General features: G+C 38.7%; 16 protein-coding genes. 10 read left to right on the top strand and 6 right to left on the bottom strand.

What is annotated here, in order from left to right; genetic code table 11:
* Window position 1: 1 nt before the first annotated feature.
* From fabG to SMA_RS02085, 7 genes are all read left to right on the top strand, one after another.
* The gene (gene fabG, locus SMA_RS02055) at window positions 2-736 is read left to right on the top strand and encodes a 3-oxoacyl-[acyl-carrier-protein] reductase (protein WP_014293988.1); all 735 of its coding nucleotides are present in this window, start codon (window positions 2-4) and stop codon (window positions 734-736) included.
* A gap of 61 nt (window positions 737-797) precedes the next feature.
* The gene (gene fabF, locus SMA_RS02060; protein WP_014293989.1) at window positions 798-2,030 is read left to right on the top strand and encodes a beta-ketoacyl-ACP synthase II; all 1,233 of its coding nucleotides are present in this window, start codon (window positions 798-800) and stop codon (window positions 2,028-2,030) included.
* Window positions 2,031-2,032: 2 nt separating this feature from the next.
* A complete protein-coding gene (gene accB / locus SMA_RS02065; RefSeq protein WP_180267063.1) occupies window positions 2,033-2,518 on the top strand; it encodes an acetyl-CoA carboxylase biotin carboxyl carrier protein in 486 nt (161 codons plus the stop codon).
* Entirely contained in the window at window positions 2,515-2,937 is a 423-nt protein-coding gene (fabZ, locus tag SMA_RS02070) for a 3-hydroxyacyl-ACP dehydratase FabZ (RefSeq protein ID WP_009853419.1), read from the top strand. Before accB ends, fabZ begins: the two co-directional genes overlap by 4 nt.
* Before the next feature lie 96 nt (window positions 2,938-3,033).
* Window positions 3,034-4,404, top strand: a complete 1,371-nt coding sequence (locus SMA_RS02075) for an acetyl-CoA carboxylase biotin carboxylase subunit (RefSeq protein WP_014293991.1) — start codon at window positions 3,034-3,036, stop codon at window positions 4,402-4,404.
* 8 nt (window positions 4,405-4,412) lie between these two features.
* Window positions 4,413-5,279 (top strand): acetyl-CoA carboxylase, carboxyltransferase subunit beta, encoded by an 867-nt coding sequence (gene accD, locus SMA_RS02080; RefSeq protein ID WP_014293992.1) that lies wholly within the window; start codon window positions 4,413-4,415, stop codon window positions 5,277-5,279.
* The gene (locus SMA_RS02085; RefSeq protein WP_014293993.1) at window positions 5,276-6,049 is read left to right on the top strand and encodes an acetyl-CoA carboxylase carboxyl transferase subunit alpha; all 774 of its coding nucleotides are present in this window, start codon (window positions 5,276-5,278) and stop codon (window positions 6,047-6,049) included. Before accD ends, SMA_RS02085 begins: the two co-directional genes overlap by 4 nt.
* Window positions 6,050-6,182: 133 nt before the next feature.
* Here the strand turns inward: SMA_RS02085 and serS are convergent, their stop codons facing one another.
* The 6 genes from serS to SMA_RS02115 form a co-directional block, all read right to left on the bottom strand.
* Window positions 6,183-7,460, bottom strand: coding sequence for a serine--tRNA ligase (serS, locus tag SMA_RS02090; protein ID WP_014293994.1), 1,278 nt, complete (start codon window positions 7,458-7,460; stop codon window positions 6,183-6,185).
* A gap of 250 nt (window positions 7,461-7,710) precedes the next feature.
* On the bottom strand, window positions 7,711-8,082 hold the full coding sequence (locus SMA_RS02095; protein WP_014293995.1) for a DUF956 family protein: 372 nt from the start codon (window positions 8,080-8,082) through the stop codon (window positions 7,711-7,713).
* 75 nt (window positions 8,083-8,157) lie between these two features.
* Window positions 8,158-9,069: a PTS system mannose/fructose/sorbose family transporter subunit IID gene (locus SMA_RS02100; protein ID WP_014293996.1), complete on the bottom strand. Its 912-nt coding sequence runs from the start codon at window positions 9,067-9,069 to the stop codon at window positions 8,158-8,160.
* A 14-nt stretch (window positions 9,070-9,083) separates the two neighbouring features.
* Window positions 9,084-9,887, bottom strand: a complete 804-nt coding sequence (locus SMA_RS02105) for a PTS mannose/fructose/sorbose transporter subunit IIC (protein ID WP_014293997.1) — start codon at window positions 9,885-9,887, stop codon at window positions 9,084-9,086.
* A 159-nt stretch (window positions 9,888-10,046) separates the two neighbouring features.
* Window positions 10,047-11,039, bottom strand: coding sequence for a PTS sugar transporter subunit IIB (locus SMA_RS02110; RefSeq protein WP_014293998.1), 993 nt, complete (start codon window positions 11,037-11,039; stop codon window positions 10,047-10,049).
* Window positions 11,040-11,365: 326 nt separating this feature from the next.
* Window positions 11,366-12,178, bottom strand: coding sequence for an HAD family hydrolase (locus SMA_RS02115; RefSeq protein ID WP_014293999.1), 813 nt, complete (start codon window positions 12,176-12,178; stop codon window positions 11,366-11,368).
* Between the two features lie 89 nt (window positions 12,179-12,267).
* Here SMA_RS02115 and SMA_RS02120 point away from each other — a divergent pair, with 89 nt between their 5' ends.
* The 3 genes from SMA_RS02120 to SMA_RS02130 all read left to right on the top strand — a co-directional run bounded on the left by SMA_RS02120 (window position 12,268) and on the right by SMA_RS02130 (window position 15,122).
* Window positions 12,268-12,852, top strand: a complete 585-nt coding sequence (locus SMA_RS02120; protein WP_014294000.1) for a hypothetical protein — start codon at window positions 12,268-12,270, stop codon at window positions 12,850-12,852.
* Window positions 12,853-12,996: 144 nt separating this feature from the next.
* Entirely contained in the window at window positions 12,997-13,596 is a 600-nt protein-coding gene (locus SMA_RS02125; protein WP_014294001.1) for a DUF1361 domain-containing protein, read from the top strand.
* Window positions 13,597-13,700: 104 nt separating this feature from the next.
* The gene (locus SMA_RS02130) at window positions 13,701-15,122 is read left to right on the top strand and encodes an NCS2 family permease (RefSeq protein WP_014294002.1); all 1,422 of its coding nucleotides are present in this window, start codon (window positions 13,701-13,703) and stop codon (window positions 15,120-15,122) included.
* Window positions 15,123-15,173 lie beyond the last annotated feature (51 nt).

A 15,173-nucleotide genomic window follows, 5' to 3' on the forward strand; every position in this document is an offset into this window, starting at 1 on the left:
CATGGAAATCAAAGATAAAAATGTTTTCGTAACAGGTTCAACTCGTGGAATTGGTTTAGCTATCGCACGTCAATTTGCTAGTCTTGGCGCTAATATTGTCCTTAATGGGCGTTCTGAAATTTCGCAAGATTTGATTGATAGTTTTAAAGACTATCACGTTAAAGTGATTGCTATTTCGGGTGATGTGTCAAATTTTGACGATGCTAAGCGTATGGTTGATGAAGCTATCAACGAGCTTGGTTCTGTTGATATTTTAGTTAATAACGCAGGTATTACCAACGATAAATTAATGCTAAAAATGTCAGAAGCTGATTTTGAGTCTGTGCTTAAAGTTAATTTGACTGGTGCGTTTAACATGACACAATCAGTCTTAAAACCGATGACACGTGCTCGTCAAGGTGCTATCATTAACCTATCAAGCGTTGTTGGTTTGACTGGTAATGTTGGACAAGCTAACTACGCTGCTTCAAAAGCTGGTTTGATTGGTTTTACGAAATCAGTTGCTCGTGAAATAGCTGCGCGCGGTGTTCGTGTCAATGCTATTGCCCCTGGTTTTATTGAATCAGATATGACTGATGCGATTCCTGAAAAAATGCAAGAAGCGATTTTGGCAGGAATTCCAATGAAACGCATTGGTAAAGCTGAAGAAGTGGCTTCTGTTGCTAGTTTCTTAGCACAGCAAGATTACTTGACAGGACAAGTGATTGCTATTGACGGTGGTATGACAATGCAATAATCGTTGCTTTGTCTTGATGATTTTAATTAGAGTTGAGAATTTCTCTTAAAAGGAGACAAAAATGACATTAAATAGAGTTGTAGTTACAGGCTACGGTTTAACATCCCCTATTGGAAATACACCAGAAGAATTTTGGAATAATCTTCACGACGGTAAAATTGGTATTGGACCAATCACTAAATTTGATAATTCTGAAATTCCTGTTCACAATGCTGGTGAAATTCACGATTTTCCATTTGATAAATACTTTGTTCGCAAAGATAAAAATCGTATGGACCAATATTCACTCTATGCGATTTATGCGACTTTAGAAGCTCTTGAAAATGCAAAACTGGATATGAACACTGTTGACCGTGACCGTACAGGTGTTATCGTGTCATCTGGAACTGGTGGTTTGCAAGAAATGCAAGAGCAAATTATTCGTATGCACGAAAAAGGAATCAAACGTATTCAACCAATGTTCATTCCGAAAGCTTTGTCAAATATGGCTGCAGGAAACATTGCTTTACGTATTGGTGCTCGTGGTGTATGTAAATCAATCACAACAGCTTGTGCCTCATCTAATGATGCAATCGGTGAAGCTTTCCGTGAAATTAAATTCGGTTATCATGATGTGATCTTAGCTGGTGGTGCTGAATCAACAATTAATGAAATCGGTATTGGAGGTTTCAACGCCTTGACTGCCCTTTCAACTACAGAAGACCCAGCTCGCTCCGCTATTCCATTTGATAAAGACCGTAACGGTTTTGTGATGGGTGAAGGTTCAGGTGTCCTTGTTCTTGAAAGCCTTGAACACGCTCAAAAACGTGGTGCAACAATCCTTGCTGAAGTTGTTGGTTATGGTAGCAACTGTGACGCTTATCACCAAACAACACCAACACCAGACGGTTCTGGTGCGGCTAAAGCGATTAAATTGGCTATTAAAGAAGCAGGTATTTCTCCAGAAGATGTGGACTATGTCAATGCACATGGTACTTCCACTCAAGCCAATGAAAAAGGCGAAAGTAAAGCTATCGTAACAGTTCTTGGTAAAGATGTTCCAGTTTCTTCTACAAAATCATTTACTGGTCACCTTCTTGGTGCTGCTGGTGCTGTTGAAGCTGTTGCTACTATCGAAGCACTTCGTCACAACTACATTCCAATGACAGCTGGTACACGTGAGTTGTCAGAAGATATTGAAGCCAATGTCGTTTATGGACAAGGTCAAGAAGCAGAGCTAGAATATGCTATTTCAAATACATTTGGCTTTGGTGGACACAATGCTGTTTTAGCATTTAAACGTTGGGAGGCGTAATGGTGAATATTTCAGAAGTAAAAGATTTGATGGCACAATTTGACCAATCAAGTTTACGTGAATTTTCATTTAAAACAGGTGAAGCTGAATTGATATTTAGCAAAAATGAATATACTTCGCCAGTAGTACCACAACAAGCTAGTCAAGATCCTGCTACGGCACCAGTTGGAGTAGCAGCAACTGCTCCTGTAGCCCCTGCGCAAGCAGCAAGCGATTCTGAAGAAACAGTTGTTGATACTGATATTTTTGCTGAAGGTGATGAAGTAACAAGTCCGCTTGTTGGGGTGGCTTATCTTGCTCCAACTCCTGATAAACCAGCCTTTGTTTCAGTTGGAGATTCTGTTAAAAAAGGTCAAACATTGTTGATTATTGAGGCAATGAAAGTGATGAATGAAATTCCAGCTCCAAACGATGGTATTGTCACAGAAATTATGGTAAACAACGAAGATGTTGTTGAATTTGGACAAGGATTGGTACGTATTAAATGATTGATATTAAACAAATTCGTGAAGCTTTGCCACACCGTTACCCAATGCTTTTGGTTGACCGTGTGCTTGAAGTGAGTGACGATGAAATTGTTGCAATTAAAAATGTGACAATCAATGAGCCGTTTTTCAATGGTCATTTTCCAGAATATCCAGTAATGCCAGGCGTTCTTATTATGGAGGCTCTTGCGCAAACTGCTGGTGTTTTGGAACTTTCAAAAGAAGAAAATAAAGGGAAACTAGTTTTCTACGCTGGAATGGATAAAGTTCGCTTCAAGAAACAAGTTGTTCCAGGTGACCAATTGGTGATGACAGCAAAATTTGTCAAACGTCGTGGTACAATTGCTGTTGTTGAAGCAAAAGCAGAAGTTGATGGGAAATTAGCAGCTTCTGGCACATTGACATTTGCTATTGGCAGTTAAAGAAGAATAGTAGTTTAACGTAAACTGTGACAACATAAAGAATTTTGACAAGGGTTGCAAAGATGCAATTCCTGATAGGAGGATAAAAGCAGACGTATGTTTAAAAAATTATTAATTGCCAATCGTGGTGAGATTGCGGTGCGTATTATTCGTGCAGCGCGTGAATTGGGAATCAATACGGTAGCTGTCTATTCTGAAGCGGATAAAAATTCTTTGCATACAATTTTGGCTGATGAAGCAATCTGTATCGGTCCAGCTCGTTCAACCGATTCTTATCTTAATATGAATGCTGTCTTGTCAGCTGCTATCGTGACAGGAGCGCAAGCCATTCACCCAGGTTTTGGTTTTTTAAGTGAAAATTCAAAATTTGCTACCATGTGTGAAGAAATGCACATCAAATTTATCGGTCCTAGTGCTGAAATCATGGATAAAATGGGTGATAAAATCAATGCTCGTGCTGAAATGATTGCTGCGAACGTACCTGTTATTCCTGGTTCTGACGGTGAGGTATTTACTGCAGAGGAAGCACTTGAAGTGGCTGATAGACTTGGTTATCCTGTTATGCTAAAAGCTTCTGCTGGTGGCGGTGGTAAAGGAATTCGAAAAGTCGAATCTGCAGAAGAACTTGTACCTGCCTTTGAATCAGCTTCACAAGAAGCTTTGGCGGCTTTTGGTAACGGTGCTATGTACATCGAAAAAGTCATCTATCCAGCTCGACACATCGAAGTTCAAATTTTAGGTGATTCTCATGGCAATGTCGTTCATCTTGGTGAACGTGACTGTTCTCTTCAGCGTAATAACCAAAAAGTTTTAGAAGAAAGTCCATCAGTTGCCATTGGTAAAACCTTGCGTGGTAAAATTGGTGATGCCGCTATTCGTGCTGCAAAGGCAGTTCACTATGAAAATGCAGGTACGATTGAATTCTTGCTTGACGAGAAAACATCCGAATTTTACTTTATGGAAATGAACACACGTGTTCAGGTAGAACATCCTGTCACTGAGTTTGTTACTGGTATTGATATTGTTAAGGAACAAATTCGTATTGCAGCAGGTCAACCATTGTCTGTGACACAGGATGATATTACAATCACAGGTCATGCGATTGAATGTCGTATTAACGCTGAAAATCCGAAATTCAATTTTGCACCAAGCCCTGGTAAAATTACAGATTTGTATTTGCCAAGTGGTGGTGTTGGATTGCGTGTTGATTCAGCTGTTTACAATGGTTATAGTATTCCGCCTTATTATGACAGTATGATTGCTAAAATTATTGTTCATGGTGAAAATCGATTTGATGCTCTGATGAAAATGCAGCGTGCCCTTTATGAGTTAGAAATTGAAGGTGTTACCACAAATGCAGAATTCCAAATGGATTTAATTTCAGATGAGCATGTTATCGCTGGAGACTATGATACGTCATTCTTGATGGAGACATTCTTGCCAAATTATAATAAAGAAAATGATTAGGAGATTTCATGGCTTTATTTAGTAAAAAAGATAAATACATTCGAATTACTCCCAATAACTCCCTGAAGCAATCAGCACCTCGCGAGGTACCAGAGGTACCTGATGAATTGTTTGCAAAATGTCCAGCTTGTAAGCATATGATTTATCAAAAGGATTTAGGAGTGGCAAAAATTTGCCCAGCTTGTTCTTACAATTTCCGAATTTGTGCCAAAGAGCGCTTAGCTATTACCGTAGATGAAGGAAGTTTTGAGGAACTCTTTACTGGGCTACAAACGCAAGACCCTCTTAAATTCCCAGGTTACCAAGAAAAATTAGCTAAAATGCGTGAAAAAACTGGACTTGATGAAGCTGTTTTGACTGGTAAGGCTTTGATAAAGGGTCAAAAAGTAGCGCTTGCCATTATGGATTCAAACTTTATCATGGCATCAATGGGGACAGTTGTTGGTGAAAAAATAACACGCTTATTCGAATTAGCAATCGAAGAGGAATTACCTGTTGTCATTTTTACAGCTTCAGGTGGTGCTCGTATGCAAGAAGGTATTATGAGCTTGATGCAAATGGCAAAAATTTCAGCTGCTGTTAAGCGTCATTCTGAAGCTGGTCTGTTTTATTTAACGATTTTGACCGACCCTACAACGGGTGGTGTGACAGCAAGTTTTGCTATGGAAGGTGATATTATTATTGCTGAACCACAAGCTTTAGTCGGCTTTGCTGGACGACGTGTTATTGAAACGACTGTTCGAGAAAAATTGCCTGAAGATTTTCAAAAGGCAGAATTTCTTTTGGAACATGGTTTTGTTGATGCGATTGTTAAACGCACGGAAATGCCAGATGTTATTGCCAAATTAGTTGCGTTTCATGGAGGTGCTAAATGAGTAGCGATGTATCAATAATATTGAAAGAAGCGCGTGAACAAGGACGTTTGACAACCTTGGAATACGCTGAACTCATTTTTGATGATTTCATGGAACTTCATGGCGATCGCCATTTTGCCGATGATGGTGCCGTTGTTGGCGGTATCGCACGCCTAGATGGTCGTCCTGTGACGGTTATTGGTATTCAAAAAGGAAAAAATTTACAAGAAAATCTTAAACGAAACTTTGGTCAACCAAATCCAGAAGGATACCGTAAAGCACTGCGTTTGATGAAACAAGCTGAAAAATTCGGTCGTCCTGTCGTTACGTTTATCAATACAGCGGGAGCCTATCCTGGTGTTGGTGCTGAAGAACGTGGGCAAGGGGAAGCCATTGCACGTAATCTGCTTGAAATGAGCGACCTAAAAGTGCCGATTATTGCCATTATTATTGGTGAAGGTGGTTCAGGAGGTGCTCTTGCACTCGCTGTAGCTGATAAGGTCTGGATGCTCGAACACAGCATGTATGCGATTTTGAGTCCAGAAGGTTTTGCCTCTATTCTTTGGAAAGATGGCTCACGTGCAACCGAAGCAGCTGAGTTAATGAAAATTACAGCTGGCGAACTCTTTAACATGGGAGTAGTGGATAAGGTTATTCCCGAACACGGTTATTTTTCAAGTGAAATTGTTGAAATGATTAAATCTAATCTGATTTCAGAATTAGATGAACTTAGTCAACTACCATTAGAACAACTCCTTGAAAACCGTTATCAACGTTTTAGAAAATATTAAAAAATCCTGCTTGTGCTAGCCTCAAACCCTGAAAAAATTTTTTGGTTTGAGAATGGTTCAAGGGGATTTTTATTGTATTCTGGTTTCTTTAGTAAAAAACACCTGCTAGTCAGTTGGCTAGCAGGATATTTTATTATTTAGGTGAGATGACTTCAGCTCCACCCATGTATGGACGAAGAACTTCTGGAATTGTTACAGAACCGTCTTCGTTTTGGTAGTTTTCAAGGATTGCAGCGACTGTACGTCCAACGGCAAGACCTGAACCGTTAAGTGTGTGAAGAAGTTTAACTTTGCCGTCTGCTTCGTCACGGTAACGGATTTGGGCACGACGGGCTTGGAAATCTTCAGTATTTGAACAGCTTGAGATTTCACGGTAAGTATTTTGTGCTGGAATCCAAACTTCTAAATCATAAGTTTTAGCAGCTGAGAATCCCATATCGCCAGTACAAAGTGTGATAACACGGTATGGCAAACCAAGTTTTTGAAGAATGTTTTCAGCGTTAGCCACCATTTTTTCCAATTCGTCGTATGATGTTTCAGGTTTAGAGAATTTCACCATTTCAACTTTGTGGAATTGGTGAAGACGAATCAAACCACGTGTGTCACGACCAGCTGAACCAGCCTCTGAACGGAATGATGGGCTCATTGCTGTGAAGTAAACTGGAAGTTCTTTACCGTCAAGGATTTCACCACGGTAGTAGTTTGTAAGTGGCACTTCCGCAGTTGGGATAAGAACGTAGTCAGAGTCAGCTAATTCAAATGTGTCCTCTTTAAATTTTGGATATTGACCAGTACCGAACATTGAGTCATGGTTGACCATGTAAGGTGGGATAACTTCTGTGTAACCTTCTTTAGCGTGTTCATCCAACATAAAGTTGTAGATAGCACGTTCTAGGCGAGCACCAAGTCCTTTGTAGAAAAGGAAGCGAGAGCCAGTAACTTTGGCACCACGTTCCCAGTCAAGAATACCAAGGTCTTCACCAAGATCCCAGTGAGCTTTGATCTCAAAGTCAAAGTCACGAGGTGTTCCCCAACGGCGAACTTCTACGTTTTCATCTTCGTCAGCACCGACAGGAACATCAGCGGCTGGGATATTTGGAAGTGTAGTTGTGAATTCAGCTAATTTGTTATCGATTTCAGCTAATTGAGCGTCAGTAGCTTTGATATCTGCTGACAATTTTTGCATTGCTGCAATTTGTTCAGAAGCGTCTTCTTTGTTGCGTTTTGCTTGAGCGATAGCGGCAGATGCTGTGTTGCGTTCAGCCTTAGCTGATTCAGATTTGACAAGCAATTCACGGCGTTTGTCGTCAAGTTCTTTTAATTCAGCTAATTTTTCAGCAGCAACGCCACGTGTTGCTAATTTTTTAGCGACTTCGTCAAAATCGTTACGAATACGTTTGATGTCTAACATAGTTTTCCTCCAGTGGTTTCAGCGTTCATATGGCTAAATAAAGCTCAGATGAACAAAAAGCACAACATGTAAACTTGCTGGAGCGCAATCGCGCGGTTCCATCCAGCTTCACATCCTGTGCACTTAATTTTCTATTTTTAAATGATATAACGGTAGAATTTCGGAATTATCACTCTATCTGCTCACAGCAACCGCAGACTTTCTGAAAGAGCTCCACTCTTACTTATCCGTACACTTTATTATACTAGATTTATTTCCTTTTGACAAATCTTGATAGTCTTTTAATAATGATTTGAACCAAGGTTAGCATACGGACAACTTTGTCGTTTCCGATATGTTGGCGAGCTACTTTTAGAATCTTTCCTGAATCTTTTGAGGCAAAAAGAAATTTACCTTTGTCAGTAAAGACTTCAAAGTGACGGCTGACTTTATTGCGAGAAACATTTGCTCCGATTTTTTCAATATTTTCCCAAGGAATTTGAATGTAATCTTCAACATTAGCATCGCTGTAAAATTCTAAGCCTTTATTTCCTAAGAGAAATTTGCCAACTTTTCCCCCCATACTGAGGTAAGAAACACCAGTAGTCGTTAATTCTACCGTAGAATTAATTGATTGTGCCATGTCATCTCCTCTGATAAGCTTTTAGTCTATTATAACATAATAAAAAAGAAGGATCGAAATCCTTCCTTTCTTTTATTACATGATTCCGAAGAAGCGAGCGATGATACCAACGATGAACAATCCAATGATGATTGTGATTGGTGAAACTTTTTTCTTAAGTAACCACATACAGAAGAATGTGAGAAGAAGTCCCATCAAACCAGGAATCAATGAGTCTAATTGACCTTGAAGGGTATTAGTTTGTGTAGAAGTCAAGCTAAGTCCGTTAGCAACATCAACAAGAATACCTTGAAGTTCAGTACCAGTTACGCTTCCTTTAGGGAATACGATGTAAGCTCCTTCTGACAATTGAGTTGAAGGAAGATTTACAGTAAATGTAATTGATACCCAACGTTCAACCAAGACAGCAAGGATGAACATACCAAGGATTGAAGCACCTTTAGTGATTTTTTGGATAATACCACTTGAAAGGTCTTTAGTAATTTCAGAACCAGCTCTGTAACCAAGCTCTTGAGTGTGCCATAAGAATGCCATACGAATGATGTTCCATCCAAAGAAGAATAGGAGTGGACCAACAATGTTACCTGCCATAGCAAGTGAAGCACCAAGGGCACCAAGGATAGGACGAATAGTAAACCAGAAGACTGGGTCACCAACACCAGCAAGAGGTCCCATCATACCGATTTTAACCCCTTGAATAGCTGTATCATCAATTTCAGCACCATTTGCGCGTTCTTCTTCAAGGGCGAGTGTTACACCGATGATTGGAGCGGCAACGTATGGGTGAGTATTGAAGAATTCCAAGTGGCGTTGAAGAGCAGCAGCTTGGTCTTCTTTAGATGTATAAAGTTTTTTGATGGCAGGGATTAAAGCATATGCCCAACCTAAGTTTTGCATACGTTCGTAGTTCCAAGAACCTTGAAGGAAAGTTGAACGCCACCAAACTTTTTTACGGTCAGATTTTGATAATTGAAGTTTTTCAGTCATGTTTGTGCCCCTTTCTAATAGTCTTCTAGGATATCACCAATTGGGTCACCAGAACCTGAAGCAGTTCCGCCACCGTTTCCACCTTTTTCTGAAAGGTTAAGGTAGATGAAAGCAAGGGCAACACCGATTGTACCAAGTGCGATAAGAGTAAGATCAGAGACAGCTGCTAATGCAAAACCGATAGCAAAGAACGGCCATACTTCACTTGTAGCCATCATGTTGATAACCATAGCGTAACCTACGGCAACAACCATACCACCACCAACAGCCATACCACCTGACAACCAGTCTGGCATAGCGTTAAGAACAGATTGTACTGCTGATGTTGGTACTGCAAGAAGAAGTGCAGCAGGAACAGCAATACGAAGTCCTTGAAGGAAAAGAGCAACTAAGTGAGTGCGTTCAACAGCAGCGATGTTTCCTTCTTTAGCGGCAGCGTCAGCACCATGAACAAGGGCAACAGAAGCTGTACGAACAAGCATTGTAAGGAAAAGACCAGCAACAGCAAGAGGGATAGCAGTCGCAGTTGCAACAGCGACACCTTTAGTTGTGAAATCTCCACCTTTGACCATGATAATGGCAGCAGCTACTGAGGCAAGGGCAGCATCAGGCGCAACAGCGGCACCAATGTTAGCCCAACCAAGAGCGATCATTTGAAGTGAACCACCAAGGATGATACCTGCTTCAAGGTTACCAGTAACAAGACCGATAAGCGTGCAGGCAACTAGTGGTTGGTGGAATTGGAATTCGTCAAGGACACCTTCAAGACCAGCGAAGAAGGCAACCACAACGACTAAAATCATAGAAATAACTGACATTATTCTAGTTCCTTTCGTTTATAAAAGTTTTCAATGTGCAATAGGTAAGCCAGAAACCACGGCTTACTTAACTTGGATAAAAACAGGATGTTGAGGTTGTGTTTATGATAATCGGTAATGTATAGAAACGCTTACTTTTTATGTTAAACACAGCTCATATTATTGAATGTTTGCTTTTTTGATAAGATCAAACAAGTCTTTCTTAGAATCATTAGGAACCTTACGTACATCAAATGTTACGCCAAGATCACGTAATTTTTCAAATGTGGCAACATCATCTTTATCCATAGATAAAACGTTGTTAACCATTGTTTTACCTGTTGAGTGAGCCATTGAACCAACGTTAAGTTCTTTAATTGGCACACCGCCTTCGATAGCTTTAAGAGCATCTTGAGGTGTTTCAAACAAGATAAGTGCATGTGTGTTACCAAAACGAGGGTCTTTAGAAGCTTCAATCAATTTCTTAATTGGAACAACGTTTGCTTTAACACCGTTTGGAGCAGCTTGTTTAATCAAACTTTTACGCAATTCATCTTTAGAGACTGTATCAGAAGCAACGATGATACGATCTGCTTTAGACGCTGGTACCCAGTTTGTTGCAACTTGTCCATGAAGAAGACGTGTGTCGATACGAGCGAGGTTAATTTTAAGTTTACCATCACCGATGACAGTTCCTTCTGGGATAGCACCTTGAGGTGCAGCTTGTGCAGCAGGCGCAGCAGTAGCTTCTTCAGCTGGGTTGAGTTTTTCAGGAAGTGCTTTAACACCGTCTTTAGACTCTTTAATGATATTTGCAACAACTTGTTCAACACCTGCATTAGCGTCCATCATACGCTCTGTGTAGGCTTGGATAAGCATTGGCAAATTGAGACCTGTAATGATAGCCATCTTGCGGTCTGGATTTTCACCCATCACGCGACTAGCTTGGTTAAATGGAGAACCACTCCAAAGGTCAGCTAGTACGAGGATTTCATCATCAGCATCAAATTGTGCGATAGCATCGTTGAAGTGTGCATACAAATCATCTGGTCCTTCGCTTGGCATGAAAGTTACGACTTGAACTTTCTCTTGTTCGCCAAAAATCATAGAACCTGATTGATGAATACCTTCAGCAAATTTACCATGGCTGGCAATAATAATACCGATACCCATTCTTGTTCTTCCTCCTTTTAAATATTTTTCGTTGAAACAAAAAAGAATAATCTCCTTCCAAGCGAATTTGGCAATTCTTTTCTGTTTCAAGGAAATTTAAGAACAATGTTATTCTAAAACGTTTTCAATAAAAAAGCAATAGCTTTTGAGAAAAAATAGCACAAATCATGAAAAATTTTTAGAAACGCGCAGGCTAAGACAACTGAATTTGACAGAAAAATAGCATTTGTTCGAATACTGCCGATCAAAAAAATGAAAATGCCGTGAAAACGTTTTGAAAAGAATGAAAAAAGAAAAAACTTCCAAAAAGAAGTTTTTTCATAAATTTATAGAAAAATTTTTTCAAGTTCTTTGGCAACACCGTCTTCTTCATTAGAAAATTCAGTTTGTTTATCGGCAAATGGCAGAAGAATGTCACTTGCATTTTTCATAGCGTAGCCTGTTCCAGCAAATGATAACATCTCGGTGTCGTTATGTTCGTCGCCAAAAGCAATCAAATTATCTTGAGAGATATTGAGTGCTTTTAGGAGATATTTCAAAGCGTAAGCTTTGTTGATGCCTTTTGGTGAAAATTCGAGAATATTAAGCGGACCACCCCAAGAATCAATTTCGATTTCGTAGTTGAAGTGTTTACGCATTTCGTCAGCAAGAGCGTATTTATCTTGGTGACGTGTTTGCATGAGAATGCCGTTTGGATTTTCAGTGATTTTTTTGATGTCCATTGACATTTTTTCAGTAATTTCTGGGACACCGAAAAGTTGAGGATTTACGTAATTGTGGTCTTGGGCGCTAATATAGAATTTTTTTCGGTATTCGCTGGCAATAAAATCCGCTTCAATGCTTTGTTGCATATCAAGAACATCAAGCAGGTATTGCTTGTCAATCGTAACGCTATGTTCCCATTCCCATTTTTTCTCGGGTAAATGTGTGAGCGAGCCATTGAAAGAAATCATCGGAGTTGATAATTCAAGGCGGCGATAGTGTTCAAGTGCCATACGATAAGGACGTCCAGTTGCAATAACGACCTTATGCCTTTTGTTTTGAATTTTTTTAATCGTTTCAACGGTATAATCTGAAATGGTATTGTCGCTGCGCAACAATGTACCATCTAAATCAAGTGCAATCATTTTCTTTGTCATAGCTGTTATTATAACAAAAAAGACTATTAAATTAAAAGAAAATATTTCTATGCTATAATAGTAGTAATAAAAAATGAGGTTTTGGATTCATGTATAAAATTGTTTGGAGTCATTTATTTGCCTTAGGCATTATTTTGGGAGTTGTTTATTATCAGTCTAACATTGATGGCTTGATGAATGACGTCTTGTTTTCGTTGCTAACTTTGGAGATGGGATTTTTATTCTATTATTTTAAACACGTTTTGTTACGTGGCTTGGTTTTAATATTTTGGTGCTTTTTCTATCCTTATAATTTGAACGTTTTGTTTAGTGTGGCTGACACGTCTTGGGATACTGCCGCTTTATGGACATCAAATGGGATGAAATCTTTCATGCTTTATTTGGCAGTTCTTGTATTTGCCTTGATTGCTGGGACATTGAGCATACGGTTGATTTTAAATGCATTTAAATTAAATCATTACATTCAAGTATTCTTTGTAATGGGAATTGCATTTTTTGCTAGTCTGATGTTTCAGATTTTACGAACATTGGGAATTACTTGGAAAGTGATTTTATCACAACACCTCAGTATTTTTGAGCAGGTCTCAAAAGCTCTGACAACAATTAATATGCCATTTATTCTAGGGTTAATGGTTGTGCAGGTGATGATGTTTGTTTTGTTGGATAATGATTAATTAAGCTAAGGAATTGTCCTTGACTTTTATTTTTCAGTATTTTATCGCTTTGTTCTTGTGGTTATACTTACTTTGTTTGTTAGTTTTAAAGGGCTTTTTAAGCTCTTTTTTGCTATAATGTCTGTTTAAAGAAAGGAGAAAAATATGGCTAAGAAAATTGTTTTTATTCATCTTTTTTTCGGAGTTATTGCTTTTGGCATTTACCATTATCATCTTGAAGGACCAGACCTTGTTTGGAATATGTTTTTAGCTTTGGTGGCTCTTGATTTTTCACTTGTTTCCTATTATATAAGTAAAAAAGTTGTAAGGGGATTAGGAGCTATTCTGTGGTTATTTTTTTATCCTAATACCTTCTACATGTTAACGGATATTGTTCATATGCAATTTACAAGTACAGTATTGTGGAACAAAACGAGTTTGATTTTGTATATGCTATATGTGTCTAGTATTTTGTTTGGTGTTCTTTGTGGGATTGAAAGTGTTAAAAATATTGTTCTTACTTTTAAACTAAAAAATTATTATTTACGGTTGCTTTTTATTGGTGTTTTGTCATTTATTTCAAGTTTTGCTATCCATATCGGACGTTATGCCCGCTTGAATTCTTGGGATATTTTCACACGTCCAAAAACCGTTATTAGTGAAATTCTAGACGTTGTTAGCTGGGATGCTGTTCATTTTGTGTTAGGGTTTACACTTATTCAGATTTTATGTCTGGTATTTCTTGACCGAGAAAATTTCAAATAAAGTTATTGAAAAGTGAACAATCTTTTGGTAAAATATGTAAGTCGTTCGGAAATAGAACAAAAAACGACTATTATTAACCTTATCAAAGGAGAAACCATTTTAAAATGGAAAAGTTTTTTAAACTTAAAGAACATGGTACAGATGTTCGTACAGAAGTAACTGCTGGTTTGACAACTTTCTTTGCAATGTCTTATATTTTGTTTGTCAATCCGTCAATCCTCTCACAAACAGGAATGCCTACACAAGGTGTGTTCCTTGCTACTATTATTGGTGCTGTTGTTGGTACATTGATGATGGCTTTCTATGCTAATCTTCCATATGCACAAGCACCAGGTATGGGACTTAACGCATTCTTTACTTATACAGTTGTCTTTTCATTAGGATACACTTGGCAAGAAGCGTTAGCAATGGTATTCATTTGTGGACTTATTTCACTTGTTATTACAGTAACGAAAGTTCGTAAATTGATTATTGAGTCAATTCCTACAACATTGAAATCAGCAATTTCAGCAGGTATTGGTATTTTCCTTGCTTACGTTGGTATTAAAAATGCTGGTTTCTTGAAATTCTCTGTTGATGCAGGAACATACACAGTGTCTGGAACAGGTGCTGACAAAGGTCTTGCTTCAATCACAGCTAATGCTTCAGCTACACCAGGTTTGGTTGCTTTCAACACACCAACCGTTATCCTTGCATTGATTGGTCTTGTTATCACTATCTTCTTTATCGTTAAAGGTATCCGTGGTGGTGTTATTCTTTCAATCGCTGTAACAACTATTGTTGGTATTTTCATGGGTGTTGTTGACCTTGGTTCAATCAACTGGTCAGCAACTAACTTATCTGCTTCAATCAATGATTTGAAACAAGTCTTTGGTGTTGCTCTTGGAAGTCAAGGTTTGGGGTCATTGTTCTCAGATGCTTCACGTATCCCAGGTGTTTTAATGGCAATTCTTGCTTTCTCATTGACAGATATCTTTGATACAATTGGTACACTTGTTGGTACTGGTGAAAAAGTTGGTATTGTTGCCACAACTGGTGAAAATAAAGAATCTAAATCATTTGACCGTGCCCTTTATTCTGATTTGGTTGGTACAACATTAGGTGCGATTGCAGGTACTTCAAACGTAACAACTTACGTTGAATCAGCAGCAGGTATCGGGGCTGGTGGTCGTACTGGTTTGACTGCTCTTGTTGTAGCTGTTCTCTTTGCTATTTCAAGTTTCTTTAGTTCACTTGTTTCAATCGTTCCTACACAAGCAACAGCACCTATCCTTATCATCGTTGGTGTAATGATGCTTTCAAATCTTAAAAATGTTAAGTGGGATGATTTGAGCGAAGCTCTTCCAGCCTTCTTTACATCAATCTTTATGGGATTCAGCTATAGCATCACTTACGGTATCGCAGCTGGATTTATCACTTACACACTAGTTAAAATTGTGAAAGGTCAAGCTAAAGATGTTCACTTTGTTATGTGGATTTTGGATTTCTTGTTCATTCTTAACTTTGTTTGCTTGGCAATTTTGTAAGAGATATAGTTTTAGACGAAAGTTGGAGGAGAAATTCCTCCAGCTTTTTTA

Origin of the sequence: Streptococcus macedonicus ACA-DC 198 (assembly GCA_000283635.1) — a bacterium.
In the GTDB taxonomy this organism is placed as follows: Bacteria; Bacillota; Bacilli; order Lactobacillales; family Streptococcaceae; genus Streptococcus; species Streptococcus macedonicus.